Origin of the sequence: Xanthomonas arboricola pv. juglandis, from assembly GCF_001013475.1 — a bacterium.
Classification (GTDB): Bacteria; Pseudomonadota; Gammaproteobacteria; order Xanthomonadales; family Xanthomonadaceae; genus Xanthomonas; species Xanthomonas arboricola.
In genome coordinates this window covers 194,461-211,944 of sequence record NZ_JZEF01000003.1, presented here as the reverse complement: position 1 = coordinate 211,944, position 17,484 = coordinate 194,461, and the positions used below count along the sequence as shown (strand labels likewise).

At 67.7% G+C, this 17,484-nt stretch carries 13 protein-coding genes; 5 read left to right on the top strand and 8 right to left on the bottom strand.

Annotated features, from left to right (window positions below):
* Positions 1 to 156: 156 nt before the first annotated feature.
* Complete coding sequence (locus XARJCFBP2528_RS11730; RefSeq protein WP_016903590.1) at positions 157 to 1,353, top strand: sensor histidine kinase; 1,197 nt, start codon at positions 157 to 159, stop codon at positions 1,351 to 1,353.
* Between the two features lie 521 nt (positions 1,354 to 1,874).
* On the opposite strand, the gene XARJCFBP2528_RS11725 is transcribed toward XARJCFBP2528_RS11730, so the two are convergent.
* Positions 1,875 to 2,156 carry a hypothetical protein gene (locus XARJCFBP2528_RS11725; RefSeq protein WP_016903589.1) on the bottom strand — a complete coding sequence of 94 codons (282 nt, stop codon included), beginning with the start codon at positions 2,154 to 2,156 and terminating at the stop codon, positions 1,875 to 1,877.
* 737 nt (positions 2,157 to 2,893) lie between these two features.
* On the bottom strand, positions 2,894 to 3,877 hold the full coding sequence (locus XARJCFBP2528_RS11720) for a LysR family transcriptional regulator (protein WP_047124732.1): 984 nt from the start codon (positions 3,875 to 3,877) through the stop codon (positions 2,894 to 2,896).
* 163 nt (positions 3,878 to 4,040) lie between these two features.
* Here XARJCFBP2528_RS11720 and cobA point away from each other — a divergent pair, with 163 nt between their 5' ends.
* From cobA to XARJCFBP2528_RS11700, 4 genes are all read left to right on the top strand, one after another.
* Positions 4,041 to 5,246: a uroporphyrinogen-III C-methyltransferase gene (cobA, locus tag XARJCFBP2528_RS11715; protein ID WP_080591325.1), complete on the top strand. Its 1,206-nt coding sequence runs from the start codon at positions 4,041 to 4,043 to the stop codon at positions 5,244 to 5,246.
* A 16-nt stretch (positions 5,247 to 5,262) separates the two neighbouring features.
* A complete protein-coding gene (gene cysK, locus XARJCFBP2528_RS11710; protein ID WP_016902280.1) occupies positions 5,263 to 6,222 on the top strand; it encodes a cysteine synthase A in 960 nt (319 codons plus the stop codon).
* Between the two features lie 320 nt (positions 6,223 to 6,542).
* A complete protein-coding gene (locus tag XARJCFBP2528_RS11705; RefSeq protein ID WP_016902279.1) occupies positions 6,543 to 7,049 on the top strand; it encodes a methyltransferase family protein in 507 nt (168 codons plus the stop codon).
* Positions 7,050 to 7,247: 198 nt separating this feature from the next.
* Positions 7,248 to 7,787, top strand: a complete 540-nt coding sequence (locus XARJCFBP2528_RS11700) for an O-acetyl-ADP-ribose deacetylase (RefSeq protein WP_016902278.1) — start codon at positions 7,248 to 7,250, stop codon at positions 7,785 to 7,787.
* A gap of 162 nt (positions 7,788 to 7,949) precedes the next feature.
* Here XARJCFBP2528_RS11700 and XARJCFBP2528_RS11695 read toward each other — a convergent pair whose 3' ends face one another.
* From XARJCFBP2528_RS11695 to XARJCFBP2528_RS11670, 6 genes are all read right to left on the bottom strand, one after another.
* Positions 7,950 to 8,954 (bottom strand): class I fructose-bisphosphate aldolase, encoded by a 1,005-nt coding sequence (locus tag XARJCFBP2528_RS11695; RefSeq protein WP_016902277.1) that lies wholly within the window; start codon positions 8,952 to 8,954, stop codon positions 7,950 to 7,952.
* A 290-nt stretch (positions 8,955 to 9,244) separates the two neighbouring features.
* Complete coding sequence (gene pyk / locus XARJCFBP2528_RS11690; RefSeq protein WP_016902276.1) at positions 9,245 to 10,711, bottom strand: pyruvate kinase; 1,467 nt, start codon at positions 10,709 to 10,711, stop codon at positions 9,245 to 9,247.
* A 340-nt stretch (positions 10,712 to 11,051) separates the two neighbouring features.
* Positions 11,052 to 11,699 carry an HAD family hydrolase gene (locus XARJCFBP2528_RS11685; protein WP_016902275.1) on the bottom strand — a complete coding sequence of 216 codons (648 nt, stop codon included), beginning with the start codon at positions 11,697 to 11,699 and terminating at the stop codon, positions 11,052 to 11,054.
* Positions 11,696 to 12,871, bottom strand: coding sequence for a phosphoglycerate kinase (locus XARJCFBP2528_RS11680; protein WP_016902274.1), 1,176 nt, complete (start codon positions 12,869 to 12,871; stop codon positions 11,696 to 11,698). The genes XARJCFBP2528_RS11685 and XARJCFBP2528_RS11680 overlap by 4 nt, the downstream gene beginning before the upstream one ends.
* 316 nt (positions 12,872 to 13,187) lie before the next feature.
* Positions 13,188 to 14,546 carry a DUF3999 domain-containing protein gene (locus tag XARJCFBP2528_RS11675; RefSeq protein WP_016902273.1) on the bottom strand — a complete coding sequence of 453 codons (1,359 nt, stop codon included), beginning with the start codon at positions 14,544 to 14,546 and terminating at the stop codon, positions 13,188 to 13,190.
* On the bottom strand, positions 14,543 to 17,311 hold the full coding sequence (locus XARJCFBP2528_RS11670) for a DUF2339 domain-containing protein (protein WP_016902272.1): 2,769 nt from the start codon (positions 17,309 to 17,311) through the stop codon (positions 14,543 to 14,545). The genes XARJCFBP2528_RS11675 and XARJCFBP2528_RS11670 overlap by 4 nt, the downstream gene beginning before the upstream one ends.
* Between the last annotated feature and the right edge of the window lie 173 nt (positions 17,312 to 17,484).

Below are 17,484 nucleotides of genomic sequence, written 5' to 3'. Positions count from 1 at the left end.
CGAAAGTCGCCGACGCACAGGTACAACCCTGAAGTATCGCTGCACCGCCGTTGTCGAGGTCGGTAGTCACAGTTCCAGCTGTGGACGTGACAGCGCGCACATGGCAGGCCCTGGCATGCCCTATGCTTGTACGTCACCCCATCCATCTGCGCGCGCATGAGCACCGTCCTGTCCGACCCAGCGGCCGAGCCCCTTCCCTGCGCTGCCAAGCCGCCGAGCGAGGCATTGCGCCTTCAGGCGCTGCGCAGTTACGGCATTCTCGACACGCCGCGCGAGGCCGCCTTCGAAGACATCACCAGGCTGGCCTCGATCATCTGCCAGACGCCGATCGCGCTGATCAGCCTGGTGGATGCCGAGCGGCAGTGGTTCAAGAGCGAACTCGGCATGGGCGAGCGCGAAACGCCGCTATTCAAGTCGATGTGCGCACACGCACTGCTCGACAGCGACGTGCTGGTGGTGCCGGACACCCGCGAGGACATCCGCTTCGCGCGCAATCCGCTGGTGACCGGCGAGGCGCCGTTGCATTTCTATGCCGGTGCCGTGCTCAAGACCAGCGAAGGTCTGCCGCTGGGCACGGTTTGCGTGCTCGACCGCCAGCCGCGCCAGCTCAGTGCCGAACAGGTCGATGCGCTGCGCGCACTCGCGCGCCAGACCATGGCACAGCTGGAACTGCGCCGCGCGCTGCAGGTGGCCGAAGAATCCGACCGCTACCGCAGTCGTCTGATGGCCATCGCCGGGCACGACCTGAAGACCCCGCTGCGCACCGCCGCCTACGCCATCGACAAGATGCGCCGGCATGCCAATGTCGATTCGGTGCCGACCCTGGTCACCGCGCGCGATGCGATCAATCTGGTGGCGCGCAACCTCGACGAGCTGGCCACCCTGGCGGCCGCCAGCGAGACCGCCACACCGGACCTGCAGCCGCTGGCGTTGGAAGATGTACTGCATTCGGTGCTGGGTGTGTGGCGGCAACCGGCGATCGACAAGTGCCTGGCCTTGCGCCACGTGCCCACCTCGCTACGCGTGCGCAGCCACCCCACGCTGCTGACCACCTTGCTCGGCAATCTGATCGGCAACGCGGTCAAGTACACCGAACGCGGGCGCGTGCTGGTCGGCGTCCGGCGTCGCCCCGGCCATGCGGTGGTGGAAATCATCGACAGCGGCATCGGCCTGAACCTGGACCACCCCGAACAGGTGTTCCAGGCCTTCCGCCAGGCCGACCCACGCAGCGACGGGTTGGGCATCGGCCTGTGGATCGTGCACCGCACCGCCGAGACCCTGGGCTGCGAAGTGGATGTACGCCCACGCCCGGGCGGCGGCACCTGCTTTTCGGTACGCATTCCGCTGGCCTGACCACCGCTCGGTAGCGCCGGGCCAGACCGAGTCAGCGCAGCAGGTGGGCGCTGCTTGCCGGCAATGCCATGCAGCCGATGCCACGCAAAAAAAGGCGGACCCGGGCTCCCGACCCGGATCCGCCGCCAAGCACGCCAGGTCTCTCCCCAGGGACCCGGGTGCGCCAGTCGCTCCATTGTGCAGCCTCGCGCAAACGTGATGCGACAGCGCTAGCAACCGCTTGGCGACACCGACAAACAAACCGGAGATGCGATGTGCCGCATCGCCGGTCCTGCGCCGTCCCCCCCCCTAGACGTCCGAGAGTGTCGCGTGATGGTTGCTATAAGGATTTACGACAGCGCAGCGCGCAACTTGATGCGGCCACCCCACCCCGCCGCCACGGCCCTGACAGCTGTAGGGGGAATCACCGACAGCGCGCCTTCCGGTCAGCGCGCGCGGCTTCACAAGTGATTGCTAGAAGAAGGGTTTTCAAGAAAGCGGACGCTGCAGCGCAGCATTCCGATGTGCGTTCGCAGGCTGTCTCAGAGCCCGGAATCGTCCGCATCCTGCCGCGCGAACCAGTCCGCCGAATGCACCTCTTCCGCCGCAACCTCCAGCAGTTGGCGCAGCACGGCCAGCGGAATCTGCACCTGGGTGCCATCGGCCTGCAGTTCCACCCACAGCGACTCGTCCCGGGAATCGGCCAGCACCGTCAGTACCGCATGCTCGCGGCCCTCGACGCTTGCCGACAGCTGGAGGGCCATGCCGCCGTCCTGGTCGGGCGACCACAGCCTGCTCAGTGGTGGACGCAGTGGCTCGATCATCGGTTGCAGTGCCTCACAGTGGCGAACAGGGATCGCGCGCAGCCAAGCGGAATCGGTACGCCGGGCGCACAGGTCGCAGTGTACGAACAGTCGCCATCGATTCCGCACACTGCCCGCCGGCATGACGCAGCTGCACAATTACTAGGTGACGTAGTTGCGGCGTGACCTATGCAGGCACGCGCGCAAGCGCCCGCAGCCGAAACCGGCAGACATCTTCTGCGGGTCGATCGATGCGGGGTGCCGCATCCGCTCTTCACCGCAACTGATTCGCAGGCCACGCCTTCGCTTTTCCTGCAGACACCGGCACCACTCGGTGGTGCTTGCGCGCGTACCGGCCTGGGACCTTATGCGGCATGGATGCCGCATAAGAGCCTACACGGACGTACTTGCGGCGTGTCCCATGCCGGTATGCGTGCAAGCGCCCGCAGCAGACCGAAGCATTCCCCCAGACACAGCAGACGTCATGATTACGTTTGGACGATGCGCGGCCGCAGATCGGCAGGCAATGCCTTCGCTTTTCCAGCAGACGCCGACACCAACCGATGGTGCTTGCACGCGTGCCGGCCTGGGACCTTATGCGGCATGGATGCCGCATAAGAGCCTACACGGACGTACTTGCGGCGTGTCCCATGCCGGTATGCGTGCAAGCGCCCGCAGCAGACCGAAGCATTCCCCCCGACACAGCAGACCTCGTGAGCAAGCGTGCTCGAGGCGCGCTGCAATCTTCGGCAGGCAGCTCAGCTGGTAATGGTCTGGGTCAGCGATTCCCAGGTCGGCGGCAGCGGCCAGGCCGGGGTCTGGTTGCCGTCCAGCACGCGGCGCAGGTCGCGCTTGTCGATCTGCGGTGCCAGCACGTGCACCAGGTCCAGGGCGTAGTCGCGCAGCACGCGGTCGCGCGGCAGCACTGCCCAGGCGATGCACTCGGCGATCGGCGCCGGTGCCGGCCAGGCGCGCAGGTCCTCGTCGCTGGCGCTGACCGCCATCTCCGCCACCAGCCCGACGCCCAGCCCGGCACGCACATAGGTCTTGATCAGGTCTGCATCCAGCGCGGTCAGCGCGATGCTGGGCTCCAGCCCGACTTGGGCGAATGCGCGCTGCAGCGACGAGCCCGGCCGCGTGGAGGATTCGTAGCTGATCAACGGGTGCTGCGACAAGGCCTGCATGTCCGGCGCGGTGCGTGCCTGATCCAGCGCATGGCCGCGCGGCACGATCACCAGCCGCCGCCAGCGATACAGCGGCACTGCGATGCCGGCGCTCGGTTCGCCGCCGGCGGTGCTGACCACTGCGATATCCGCATCGCCCTGGCTGAGCAGATCCAACGCCGCACTCTCGGCGGCCTGCTGCAGGTGCACGCTGACCTGCGGATAGGCGTGCTTGATCTGCGCCACCGCCGGCGGCAGCACGAAACGCGCCTGGGTGTGGGTGGTGGTCAGGGTCAGCTGGCCCTGGCTCTCGCGGCGCTGGTTGGCCGCGTAGGTGCGGATGTTGTTGGCTTCCGACAGCACCGAGCGCGCGCGCTCGATCACTTCCACGCCGGCCGGCGTCACTGCATCCAGGCTGCGCCCCTTGCGCACGAACAGCAGAAAGCCCAGTTCGTCCTCCAGCTGCTTGAGCTGCTTGGACAGACCGGGCTGGGTCGCATGCACACGCGCGGCGGCGAGCGTGATGTTGAGCTCGGCATCGGCGATGGCGACCAGATAGCGAAGTTGAGTCAGCGTCATGGGCTTATATCCAAAAAAGCGCGAGGCGCCACGAAGGACTCGACTGTAGAGGAGTTCTGCGGGCCAGCTTATAACCGAACGCTATTTTCAGGGTGTATGAAGTCATTTCCGACCGCTATATGCCGGCGTTACGGTCTGGCCCTCCCCTCTCGATGCGCTGGCCGTGCCCTCTGTGTTCCCGCTTCTTGCCGACCTGCGTGGCCGTGCCGTCCTGGTGATCGGCGGCGGCGCCGAGGCCGAGCACGCCACCGCCGCGCTGCTGCAGGCAGGCGCCGTGCCATTGGTGGGCGCGCCGGAACTCAGCCCGCAACTGCGCGACTGGGCGCAGGCCGGGCGGCTGCGTTGGCTGGTGGGACGGTTCGAGCCGGCATGGCTGGAGCTGCCCGACCAACCGGTCTGGCTCACCATCGCCGCCAGCACCGCGCCGGACCTCAACGATGCCTTGCGCACCGCGGCCAGCGCGCGCCGCCTGCTTACCCACGACGCCACGCCCGCCGCGTCGGCAGCGCCGCCCGCACGGCCCCCCGTGCCGCGCCCTGCGGTCGGCCGGCTCTCCCCCGGCAGCGTGACCCTGGTCGGTGCCGGCCCCGGCGACCCCGGCCTGCTCACCCGGCATGCCGTGCGCGCGCTACGGCAGGCCGATGTGCTGCTCTACGATCGCCTGGTCAGCCCGCAGATCCTGCAACTGACCCGGCGCAACGCGTTGCGCGTGGAAGTCGGCAAGGCCGCCCAGGGCCACAGTACGCGCCAGGAGCAGATCCACGCCCTGATGCGCGAGCACGCGCGTGCCGGGCGCCGCGTGGTGCGGCTCAAGGGCGGCGACCCGTTCGTGTTCGGCCGCGGCGGCGAAGAGCTGGAATTCCTGCGCGCGCACGGCATCGGCTTCCAGGTCATTCCCGGCATCACCGCCGCGATCGCCTGCGCCGCATACGCCGGCATTCCGCTCACCCACCGCGACCATGCGCAGTCGCTGCGGTTGATCACCGCGCACTGCAAGGATTCGCTGGACACGCTGGACTGGCAGGCGCTCGGCCAGGAACGCCAGACCCTGGCGTTCTACATGGGCGTGGCCGGCCTGGACGGCATCCAGCAACGCCTGCTGCAGGCCGGCCGCGCACCCACCACCCCGTTCGCGCTGGTGGAAAACGGCTCGCGCCCGCAGCAACGCGTGATCGCCGGCACCCTTGCCAGCCTGGCCGCCACCGCGCAGCAGCACGCCGTGCGCGCCCCGGCGTTGCTGATCCTGGGCGAGGTCGCCGGGCTGGCCGCCAGCCTGCATTGGTTCGGCGCAGCGCCGCTGACCGCGCAGCCGCCCCCGCACTCACCCATCGCAACGCCCGACGCGCCCACACTCGCCCACGCAGCCTGATTCCGACGGAGACCCCATGGCCCTGTACGACAACATCCTCGACACCATCGGCCGCACCCCGGTGGTCAAACTCAACCGGCTCGCGCCCGAGCACGTGACCCTGTACGTCAAGGTCGAGTCGTTCAATCCGGGCGGCTCGGTCAAGGACCGCCTGGCACTGGCGATCATTCTCGATGCCGAACAGCGCGGCCTGCTCAAGCCCGGCGACACCATTGTCGAAGCTACCTCCGGCAATACCGGCGTGGCGCTGGCGATGGTGGCCGCCGCACGCGGCTACAAGTTCGTCGCCACCATGGTGGAAACCTTCTCGATCGAGCGCCGCAAGCTGATGCGCGCCTATGGCGCCAAGGTGATCCTGACCCCGGCCGCCGAGCGCGGCAGCGGCATGGTGCGCAAGGCCAGGGAGCTGGCCGAGCAGCATGGCTGGTTCCTGGCCAGCCAGTTCGCCAACCCGGCCAATCCGGCCTACCACCGCAATACCACCGCGGCCGAAATCCTGCGCGACTTCGCCGGCCACAGGCTGGACCATTTCGTCACTGGCTGGGGCACCGGCGGCACGCTCACCGGCGTGGGTGAAGTGCTGCGCGTGGCCCGCCCGGAAGTGCGCATCACCGCCACCGAACCGGCCGGCGCTGCGCTATTGCAGGGCCAGGACTGGAAGCCGCACAAGATCCAGGGCTGGACCCCGGACTTCGTGCCGGAAGTGCTCAACCGCGAGGTTGCCCACGAAGTGCTGAGCGTGGAAGACACCGACGCAATCAGCGTGGCGCGCCGCCTGGCCGCCGAAGAAGGCATCTTCACCGGCATCTCCGGCGGTGCCACCGTCGCCACCGCCTTGCGCGTGGCCGAAAGCGCGGTGCCCGGCGCGGTGGTGCTGGCGATGCTGCCCGACACCGGCGAGCGCTATTTCTCCACGCCGCTGTTTGCCGACATCAACGAAGGCTCCGACGACGACTGGCTGGCCGGTCTGCCCTGACCGATCACAGCGTTGGTTTGCACGCACAGGCCGCGCCCACAGCGCGGCCTGTGTGTTTGTGGTCGATCCAGTCATCGCGCTGGCCTCCTCCGCGTGCACACGCGTAGGGCCGCGGAGACGTCCGATGGCACTGCGCCCTAGAACACCGGCGTCGCACCTTGCCGGCGCCACCTGAATCCTTCGACCCTTGGCCATGCATCGATGACCACAGACCGATGTTGTGGATCCCCGTATGCAGCACAGCGCGCACTTCGGCCCGCGCACACTCCCGTCCATGTCAAGGAAACGTTAGGATGGCGGCCGATGCAGGGAGAACCGTCGTGAACAACCAGCCGTATGGACACAGCGACACCCGCGTGTGGCGGGCGCCATGGCTGGTCAAGATCACCTTGCCTGCGCACTTCGCGCTCGCCCTGGGCATGGGCGCCTGGCTCCAAAGCGCACTGCAGCTGCCGTTGCCCGCGCCAACGCCATTGGCCTGGATCGAGCTGGCCGGCGGCGTGATCGCCTGTCTCGGCCTGGCGCTGGCAGTGAGCTGCTTCATCCTGTTCGCGCGTCGGCGCACCACCATCATGCCCAGTGGCCATCCCTCACGGCTGGTGCTCGATGGCCCGTATCGCTTCACCCGCAACCCGATGTACCTGGCGCTGGTGCTCAGCTATGTCGGTCTGTGCCTGCAGCTTGGCCTGCTGTGGGCGGTCGCCTTGCTGCCGCTGCCCTGGCTGGCCCTGCAGCTGTATGTGATTCCGTTCGAAGAGGCGCGCCTGCGCAACGAATTCGGCCGCCAATACAGCGCCTATCGCGCACGCGTGCGGCGCTGGTTGTAAGCCCCTGATCGTGGCGACATCGCTGAGCAGCGATTGAGCGGATTGATCGCATCTGCGGGTTCGCACGCTTCCCGCAGCACGACCGCCACAGCCGTTCCCGGCAATCGCAGCAGATGAGATGAATGGGCGCTAGCGTGCCCATTCCGCAACGCGCGCCCCATCACGCGTTCCTCATGCAAATCCCATAATTATCGCGCTATGAAGATCGAAGTCTGGCAAGGCGACATCACCGAACTCGACGTTGACGTCATCGTCAACGCCGCCAACGAATCATTGCTGGGCGGTGGCGGCGTGGATGGCGCCATCCATCGCGCCGCAGGCCCGCGCCTGCTGCAGGCCTGCGAGGCATTGCCGCAGATGCGTCCTGGTGTGCGCTGCCCCACCGGCGAAATCCGCATCACCGATGGGTTCGATCTCAAGGCGCGCCACGTCTTCCATACCGTCGGCCCGGTGTGGCGCGACGGTAAGCACAACGAGCCGGAACAACTGGCCAACTGCTACTGGCAGTCGTTGAAGCTGGCCGAGCAGATGATGCTGCATTCGATCGCGTTCCCGGCGATCAGCTGCGGTATCTACGGCTATCCGCTATACCAGGCCGCGCGCATCGCCGTGACCGAAACCCGCGACTGGCAGCGCTCGCACAAGGTGCCCAAGCACATCGTGTTGGTGGCCTACAACGAGGCCACGTTCAAGGCCTACCAGCAGGCGCTGGCTGCGCAGGAAACCGCTGCCGCCTGACGCATGTGTGATGCAGAGGTTGAAGATGACGAGCGCCGCAAGGCGCTCGTTGCGTTTGGGGACTTATGCGGGCGCGGGGTGACCCACACAAACAAAAACGCCGGCATCGCTGCCGGCGTTTTCGCTAGGTGTGCTCCGGCCATGAAGCGGCCGGCATGCCGATCAACCCTTCCACTTGCCCAGCGCGGCCAGGCCGTTTTCCTTGGCGCGCTCATAGATGACCTGCTGCGCCTTGGCGAAGTTGCCGGTCATGTCCTTGGCCCACAGCTTCAGCGCGGCCTGCTGCATTGCGCGGCCGTAGGAGAAGCTCAGCGGCCACGGCAGATTGCCGAGCTGGTGCATCTCGTTGAGGTGCGCGGTGGACTGCTCGTCGGTCTGGCCGCCGGACAGGAACACGATGCCCGGCAGGATCGCCGGCACGGTCGACTTCAGGCACATCACGGTGGATTCGGCCACTTCCTCGACGCTGGCCTGCTCTTCGCAGCCCTTGCCGGAGATGACCATCGAGGCCTTCAGGATGGTGCCTTCGAGCACGACATTCTGCTCATACAGTGCGCCGAACAGCGAACGCAGCGTGGCTTCGGTGACCTCGTAGCAGGTCTCGATGTCGTGGTTGCCGTCCATGATCACTTCCGGCTCGACCATCGGCACCAGGCCCTGCTCCTGGCACAGCGCGGCATAACGCGCCAGCGCATGCGAGTTGGCCTCGATGCAGGTGCCGGACGGGATGTCTTCGCCGATGTTGATGACCGCACGCCACTTGGCGAAGCGTGCGCCCAGCGTGTAGTACTCCTCCAGACGCGCGCGCAGACCGTCCAGGCCTTCGGTGACCAGCTCGCCCGGCATGCCGGCCAGCGGCTGCGCACCCTTGTCGACCTTGATGCCCGGGATGATGCCGTGGGCGGTCATGTATTCGGCGAACGGCACGCCGTCCTTGGTCTTCTGACGGATGGTCTCGTCGAACAGGATCGCGCCGGAAATGTAGTCGCTCAGCTTGGGCGTGGTCAGCAGCAGTTCGCGGTAGGCGCGACGGTTTTCTTCGATGTTCTCGATGCCGACGCTGGCAAAACGCTTGGCGATCGTGCTGGTCGATTCGTCGATGGCGATGATGCCCTTGCCCGGGGCGACCATGGCCTGGGCGGTTTCGGCAAGCTGTTCGATGCTCATGTAGTTCCTGTGGCAGCTGCGGGGGAGAACGAAAGTATAGCGACGAAAGTTGCAGACATTCCTTCACGGAATGCCTGCAACCGATTACACGTGTCCGGCATGGCGGATGTGTGGCGCGGCTCGCAGCGTGATGCGCGCTGCGGACTGCGCGCTCCGCAGGCGCACCCGCACCACGGACCATGTTCCGCACAGCACAACGGCGACCCGCAGGCCGCCGCTGTGTCTGTACGCAACGATGTGGATGCAGCGCGTGTGTCGACCAACGACGCACGCGCTGCGCAGGCCGTGCGTTACAGCTCGCCCAGACCGCTGGCGCGGCCGTCTTCGCCCACTTCCAGCAGACGCAGCGTATTGGTGGCGCCGTGGGTTTCCATATGCTCGCCGCTGGTGAACACCACGCGGTCGCCAGGTCCCATGCGCTCGTTCTCCACCAGCAGGCGGATCGCCGCACGTGCGGCTTCGCGCGGGGTCAGGCCACGGCTGTCGAAGCTGATCGGGAACACGCCACGCATCATCGCCATGTGGCGGCGTGCGCCATCGTGACGGGTGAAGGCGTAGATCGGCATGTTGGAACGGAAACGCGACAGGTACCGCGGCGTGCCGCCGGACTCGGTCAACGCGACCACGCCGGCCAGACCGATGTGCTCGGACAGGAACATGGTCGCCATCGCGATCGCCTGGTCGGCGCGCTGCAGATTGCGTTGCGCCGCTTCGAAGTCGGTGTCGAACTCGAACTGGCGCTCGGCGCCCAGACAGATGCGCGCCATCGCTTCCACCGCACGCACCGGGTAGGCACCGGCTGCGGTTTCGGCCGAGAGCATCACCGCGTCGGTACCGTCGATGACCGCATTGGCCACGTCCAGCACTTCGGCGCGGGTCGGGATCGGGCTTTCCACCATCGACTGCAGCATCTGCGTGGCGGTGATCACCACTTTGTTTTGCGCCAGCGACTCGCGGATGATCTTCTTCTGCAGGCCCGGCAATTCGGCATCGCCGATTTCCACGCCCAGATCACCACGCGCCACCATCACCACGTCGGAGGCTTCGACGATCTCGACCAGGTTCTCGATCGCTTCGGTGCGCTCGATCTTGGACACCAGCGCGGCGTCGCAGCCGTGCTGACGGGCGATGCGGCGCGCGTCATTCATGTCTTCGGCGTTGCGGCAGAACGACACCGCGATGAAGTCCACGCCGATCTTGGCGACGATGCCGATCAACTCCTTGTCGCGCTCGGTCAGCGCGCCCAGCGACAGGCCGCCGCCCTGCTTGTTCAGGCCCTTGCGATCGGACAGCACGCCGTCGTTGAGCACGGTGGTGACGATGCGCTGACCCTGCACTTCCGTTACCTGCAGCTGCACCAGGCCATCGTCCAGCAGCAGCACGTCGCCGGCGACCACGTCCTGCGGCAGGCCGAGGTAGCTGACGCCGACCTGGTGCTGGTCGCCCGCAGGCGCATTGGGGTCGGCCACCAGGTCGAAACGCTCGCCGGTGGTCAGCTTGATCTTGCCTTCGGCAAAGCGCTCGACGCGGATCTTCGGGCCCGGCAGGTCGGCCAGGATGCCGACTTCGGCACCGACGCGCACGGCCGCGGCGCGCACTTCGGCCGCGCGCTTGGCCTGGCCGGACGGGTCGCCATGGCTGAAGTTGAGGCGCACCACGTTGACGCCCGCCTTGAACAAGGCTTCCAGCACACCGGGCGGATCCGTCGCCGGTCCGAGCGTGGCGAGGATCTTGGTGCGGCGTTGACGTTCTTTCATGATGGCCTCCCTGTAAAAGCCGCGAAACTTAACACACGCGTCACCTACCGAGGATGGCATTGCGGCATAGCCACCCTCGTATTCCGGCATGTCCTAAAGACAGTGCGGGACAGTACGTACGCTTTCCGCAGCGCTGGCGCGCGCGGGATGTTGCTGTGGGCTGCCACCCTAACGCGGCAGCGGTGAAGGTCCTACGGGTTACAGCGGCGGTCAGATGACGGCGAGCGGTCGTTGCAGCGCGGATGCTGCAAGACCCTCACCGCATCCGCGTGTTGCCACCCAACGACGAGCGCCGGCTGCGCTCGCCTGGCGATGCGCGCAGCTGCTCTGCTTGTCACTCCTACGACTGGATCAAGGCGCGCAACCCGGCGGGCGTGTGCGCGATCGCACCGGCACCGGCGGCACGCAGCTCGGCTTCGTCGCCGAAGCCCCACAGCACGCCGATGCTGTGGATGCCGTGGTGGTTGGCGCCATCGATATCCATCCGACGGTCGCCGATCATCACGCAGCCGGTCTTGGCGATGTCCAGCCGCCGCAGCGCTTCGGCGATCAGGTCCGGCTTGAAGCGGCGTTCGCCGTCTTCGCTGGCCCCGATCACGTTCTCGAAGCAGGCCCCGAACGGCAGATGCTCGACGATGCGGCGTGCGTAGCGCTCGTTCTTGGAGGTCACCACCGCCAGGCGATGGCCGGCGCGGTGCAGGTCGACGACCACCTCACCGATACCGTCGAACACGCTCAGTTCGGTCCAGCCGACCGCGTCGTAACGCCCGCGATACGCTGCCAGTGCGCGCTGCACCAGCTGCGGATCGTCGGGAAAGCAGTCGGTGAAGCTGTCGCGCAGCGGCGGGCCGATCCACGCGCGCAGGGTCTGCGGCGACGGACGCGGCTGGCCCACCGCGTCGAAGGCATGCACGATGCTGGCGACGATGCCCGGCTCCGAATCGACCAGGGTGCCGTCCAGATCGAAGAACAGCGTGGCTGCACTCACTTGCCGCGTGCCTCGAGCGCCGCCACCGCCGGCAAGGTCTTGCCTTCCAGGAATTCCAGGAAGGCGCCGCCGCCGGTGGAGATGTAGGTGACGTCCTTGGCGATGTCGTACTTGTCCACGGCCGCCAGGGTGTCGCCACCACCGGCGATCGAGAACGCCTTGGAGCTGGCGATCGCACGCGCCAGCGTCTCGGTGCCGTGACTGAAGGTCTCGAACTCGAACACGCCGACCGGCCCGTTCCACACCACGGTGCCGGCGCTGGCGATCAGCTCGGCGTAGCGCGCGGCGGTCTGCGGGCCGATGTCCAGGATCAGGTCGTCGGCCTCCACGGCGTCGAGCGCCTTCACCGTCGCTTCGGCATCGGGCAGGAACTGCTTGGCAACGACCACATCGGTGGGCAACGGAATCTCCGCACCGCGCAGCTTCGCATCGGCAACGATCTGGTTGGCGGTGGAAATCAGATCCGGCTCGCTCAGGGACTTGCCGACGCCATGCCCGGCCGCGGCGATGAAGGTGTTGGCGATGCCGCCGCCGACGATCAGCTGGTCGACCTTGTTGACCAGGTTCGACAGCAGCTCCAGCTTGGTGGACACCTTGCTGCCGGCGACGATCGCCAGCAGCGGCTTGGCCGGGTTGTCCAGCGCCTTGGCCAGCGCATCGAGTTCGGCCATCAACAGCGGACCACCGGCAGCCACTGGCGCAAAGCGGATCACCCCATGGGTGGAGGCCTGCGCGCGATGCGCGGTGCCGAAGGCGTCCATGACGAACACATCGCACAGCGCCGCGTACTTGCGCGCCAGCGCCTCGTCGTCCTTGCCCTCGCCGACATTCATGCGGCAGTTCTCCAGCAGCACCACCTGGCCCGGCGCCACGTCCACGCCGTCGACCCAGTCGCGCACCAGCGGCACGTCCACGCCCAGCAGCGCAGTCAGGCGCGCGGCCACCGGCGCCAGCGAATCTTCTTCGGTCCAGCTGCCTTCCTTGGGCCGGCCCAGGTGCGAGGTGACCATCACCGCGGCGCCTTTTTCCAGCGCCAGCTTGATGGTGGGCACCGACGCGGTAATGCGCTGCTCGGAGGTGATCTGGCCGTTGTCGATCGGCACGTTGAGATCCTGGCGGATCAGCACGCGCTTGCCGGAGAGATCGAGGTCGGTCATGCGGACGATGGACATGGGGTCAGCTCGCTAGGTCTGGGGAATCGGGAATCGGGATTGGGAAATCGAAAAAGCAGCCGGTACACATGGCGCCGATGCCTGGGCGCTGCGCGGATGGATGGCTTGGGGGCAGCCGTTGCACGCTGGCGTTGCGCCCGCGTGCAGGTCGCGGAGATTGCAGCTTGCCTGCCGCGCATGTCGCTGCCCATACGGCTGGCGATGCGGGGGATGCTCGGTCGAAGACGACGGGCAATGCGGCTGCCTTGGCGACGGGGGATGCCCATTGTCGGACCTTCGCGCCGCAGCGGCAAACCGCGGTGCGGCGCGCGGGTCCTCAGGGGCTGCGATCGGTCGCCGAGTTGCGCAGCAGGCTCACCGCGAAACCACCGACCAGCAAGGCGCCGCCGACCAGTAGCGCCCATAGCAACCAGCGCTTCCAGTCGCGCGGTGTGGCGGCCGGCTGCAGCGCGGCATCGCCGGCCAGCGGCTGTGCCTGCGCAGCGACGTTGGCCGGCGCCGGTTGCCATTGCGCTCCGCGTTCGCGGCGCAGTGCCTGCAGCATCGAGGCCAGCGGCGCGTCGCCACGTTGCTGCCGCGCGCTGCCGGCGACCACCGCATACGGCGGCTGCCCCTGGGCGAGGAACATCATCCGCTCCGGCTGGTAGCCCACACGCAGCGTCGGCATCGCAGTGCTGCGCCCTTGCGCGGCCAGCAACCGCCACTGACGGTCGCGCACCGGGGCCGACAGCTGTTGCGGTGGCGACGCGGCGGCGGTGCCAGTACCCAGGCGATACGCCAACCACGGCCCGGCACGTTGCAGCCACGGCGCCTCATCAGCATCGCGGCTTGCCACGATCCATTCGACCGCCTCGGCCTGACCGCCGCTGACATCGACCTGGGTGATCGGAAAGCGCCCAGGCAAGGCATACACCACTGCCTTGTCCTGCGCAGTGCCCGGCAATTCCAGCCACTGCGATTGCGGCGGCGTCGAGACGCCGTCCAGTTCCGCATCGACCACGCGCAAGGCCGGCAGTTCGCCGGACACCGGCACGATGCGCAAATAGCGCGCGCCAGCGTCCAACGCGATGCGGCGCTGCTGCAGACGCTGCGCCTGGTTGTCCAGCGCCATCACGGTGGCATCTGCGGCGAGCAGGTGCCAGTCGCGCAGATCGTCGCTGCCTTCCACGCGCAGCCGGGCCTGCACCGGCGTATTGCCGTCCCAGTCCAGCCACAGCGCGCGCGGACGATCGCGCAACGCGCTGGCATCGATCAGCCAGCTGCCACCTGCACTTGCAGCGGCAGCGGTGCCGGTGGCGAAGCGGCCTTCCAGCCGCCGCACCGCGCCACTGGCATCGCGTTCGGCGATCAGTTGCAGATCGCCGTTGGCAGGCGCTGCACCAGCCGGCAGCGCGAACAAGGGCAGGCGTTGCCGACGCGGCGCGGCAGCCGGCGCGGCATCCACCGGCAAGAGCGCGGCCGGCATCTCCTCGCCACGCGCATCGATCACCGTGACATCGCGCAGCCCCGCGTCATTGGCGCTGCGATAGATCGCCGCGTTCAAGCGCAGCTGATACATGCCGGCATCCGCGCCGGCCACCTGCAGCGGCCATTGTTGACGATAGTCCTGGCGCACATCGGCTGCCTGCGCCAGCAGCGGCACCAGCAGCAGCCATCCCCATTGCCTCGATTTCATGCCTGATCCTTGTCCACGCCATCGTCTCCGCCAGCCTGCTCTTCGGTGACCGGCTGGCGCGGCGGCGCCGGTGCCAGATAGCCCACCACGGTGCACAACAGGCCATAGGCCATGAACGAGCCAATGCCGAGCAGATTGCCCAGATGCTGCCGGTCGACCAGCACCAGCTTGGCCAGCACCAGACCCATCAACAACGCACCACCCAGCCACAGTCCACGCTGACCGCGCCGCGAGCCGATCACCCAGCCCAGCACGCCCAGCACGCTCCAGACGATGGTCAGGCTGGTCTGCGACAGGGTCGCGCCGATCAACCCGGCATCCCACGCCACGCCACCCCAGTGATGCACGCTGTGCAAGGTGCTGCCGGTGATCAAGGCCCAGCCCGACACGCCCAGCGCAGTCACCCGCCAGCGTTGCACGGCCAACGGCGCCTGCCCAGACCAGGCCCAACGCGCCAGCAAGGCCAGCACCGCCAGCTGCGCCAGCTCGGCCGGGTTGAGCACGGGCAGCCACGGCAATGGCGCCGCGCTCACCGGGTCCAGCAGCACGATCAACCAGCCGATGCCCAGCACCGCGAACACACAGCCCAGCAAGGCATTGCGTGCCCGATCGAAACCGGCACCCTGCGGCCACGCCAGCCATGGCCAGCGCAACAGACCCACTGCCGCCACGATCAGCCAGGGCGCGGCCAGCAAGGCGCAACGCCAGCCATTTGCCAGCATGTACGTATCGGCCAGCCAGGCCACGCCCAACAACACCACCAACGGCCACAGCAGCCACCAGATGAACTGTGCAGCCACCGCGCCTGCGCCGTGCTGCCTGCGCAGGCACCACAGCGCGCGCGTGCCGGCCACGGCGAACGCCAGCCAGGCCAGCGCCCCCCAATGTGCGAACGGTTGCGTATGCGCATGGCTCTGCCACAGCGCCAACGGCGCGGCCAGCGCCAGCCCGAACATCGCCGTCCACACCAGCGCCGTTGCCGGGCGACGCCGATGCACCTCGGCTGCCAGCCACACGCTGAGTGCGACAAAGCCCAGCAGCAGATCCGGCTCGCTGCGCAGATCGCCGGCAAAGCGGAAGATCTCGTGCACACCGCACAGCGCCCACCAGCCCAGCCCCCATAGATACGCCACCAGCGCGCGGCGCGGCTGCCCTGCATCGCGCAGGAACCAGGCACTGGCCCAGCCGGCCAATGCAAGCAGCAAGGTACTCATGCAGGTAGCGTTAGCAACGGCCACCGTGTCGTAGCGCCACGCATCCACACCGAAGGCGACCCCGACCGCCGCCAGCAACTGCAACGCCACCCCGCTGAACTGCGGGATGCGACGCTGCTGCCGCAGTCCCAGCCACAACAAGCCCACACCTTCGAGCGCGAAGACGCTGGCAGTGGCACGCGCCGACAAGGCCAGCGGCACCGCCAGGGTCGCAAAACCGACCGCCAGCATCGCGTGCGCTTGGCCCAGCAGCCGCGTGGAGGCACGCCGCAGCAACCAACTGGCCAGGCCGGCGTACAGCGCAGCCACCGCCAGCGCACACAGCGCCAACGGCAGGCGCTCGCCATCCAGCAGGCGCGCCTGCAACGCGAAGGCCACCAGTGGGGTGCCGAACAACAGGCTGCCGTCGATGAGCTTGCCCGCGCTGCCATCGCCACGCCGCGCGTGCAGTACCGGAATCGCCACATACATGGCGAAGAACAACAGCAGGAACGGCTCGGTCGTGGCGAATTTCGCCGGGGCGTATTGCAGCGCACCCCACAGCGTGCCGATGCCGAAGGTGAAGGCGAATCCGAGCAGGTTCAGCACCCGCCACGGACGCGTCCAGGCGATCGCCACGATGCCGGCATTGAGCACCGCGTAGTACGAAAACAGCGCGACATGATTGCCGCTGCCGGTGGACAGCCAGATCGGCGCAAGGAAGCCGGCCAGCACACCCAGCACCGCCAGCGTGCGCGAATCCTGCACCACCGCCAGCACGCACATGCCGGCAATCAGCACCACGCTGATGCCCATTGCAAGACCCGCGCCGAGCAGCCCGTACAGCTTGAACGCGGCGAATACCGTAAGCAGCAAGCCGCCGATGGCCCCGCCCTGCAGCGCCAACGCAAAGCCCGGCCGCTGCAGCCGTTGCTTCCAGCCGAAGACCAGCCCGACGAGCGCCAGCACACTGATGCCGGCCAGCCGCAGCTCGATCGGCATGCGCATCCAGCCTTGGTCGCTGGCGTACTTCAACAGCGACGCCACGCCGGCCAGCAGCACCAGCATGCCGACCTTGACCGGCACATTGCCCTCGGTGAACCAGCGCTTCACTGCGCCGGCCACGCGCGCCAGCGGGCCTGGCCCGGAGGGCACGTCGTGCGCTTGCGGCTCGAACTCGGCAGGCGCAGCGATCAGGAGCGGCGCTTGCACTACGCTGCGCGCCGCCGACGATGCGGGAGCTTCTGCCGGCAATGACGGCGGCACTGCCAGTGGTGCAACCGCCGGCGTCGGCGCGGCTTGCAAATCTGCTGCGAGAGGCAGCTCAGGCTCGCCATACGCAGGCATGCCGACGTCGGACGTCTCTTGCGGCTCCCATGCCCCGGCAGGCGATGGCGTTGGCGCTGAGATGTGCACCGCCGCCGCGTCCACACCTGCTGCGCCGCTGGCCTGCCATTGCGCAAGCCGCTGTTCCAGCGCATCCACGCGCCGCCGCAGCCCGGCGATCCACACCAGGGCGATCACCAGCCCTACCGGCACCGCAAGCAGCAACAGCACCACCGTCACAATCATCGTTTCCAACGCACAACCCCTGAGTCGGCATCCGGCCGAATGCGCGAACCATACAGGCTCAGGCCGCGTCTGGGCAGCCAATCACTGGCTGAAGCGCAGCGACGCGATGCCGTCGGTGCCACCTACCCACACTGGCTACAGGCACGGACATGCACTCCAAAAAAAACGCCCGG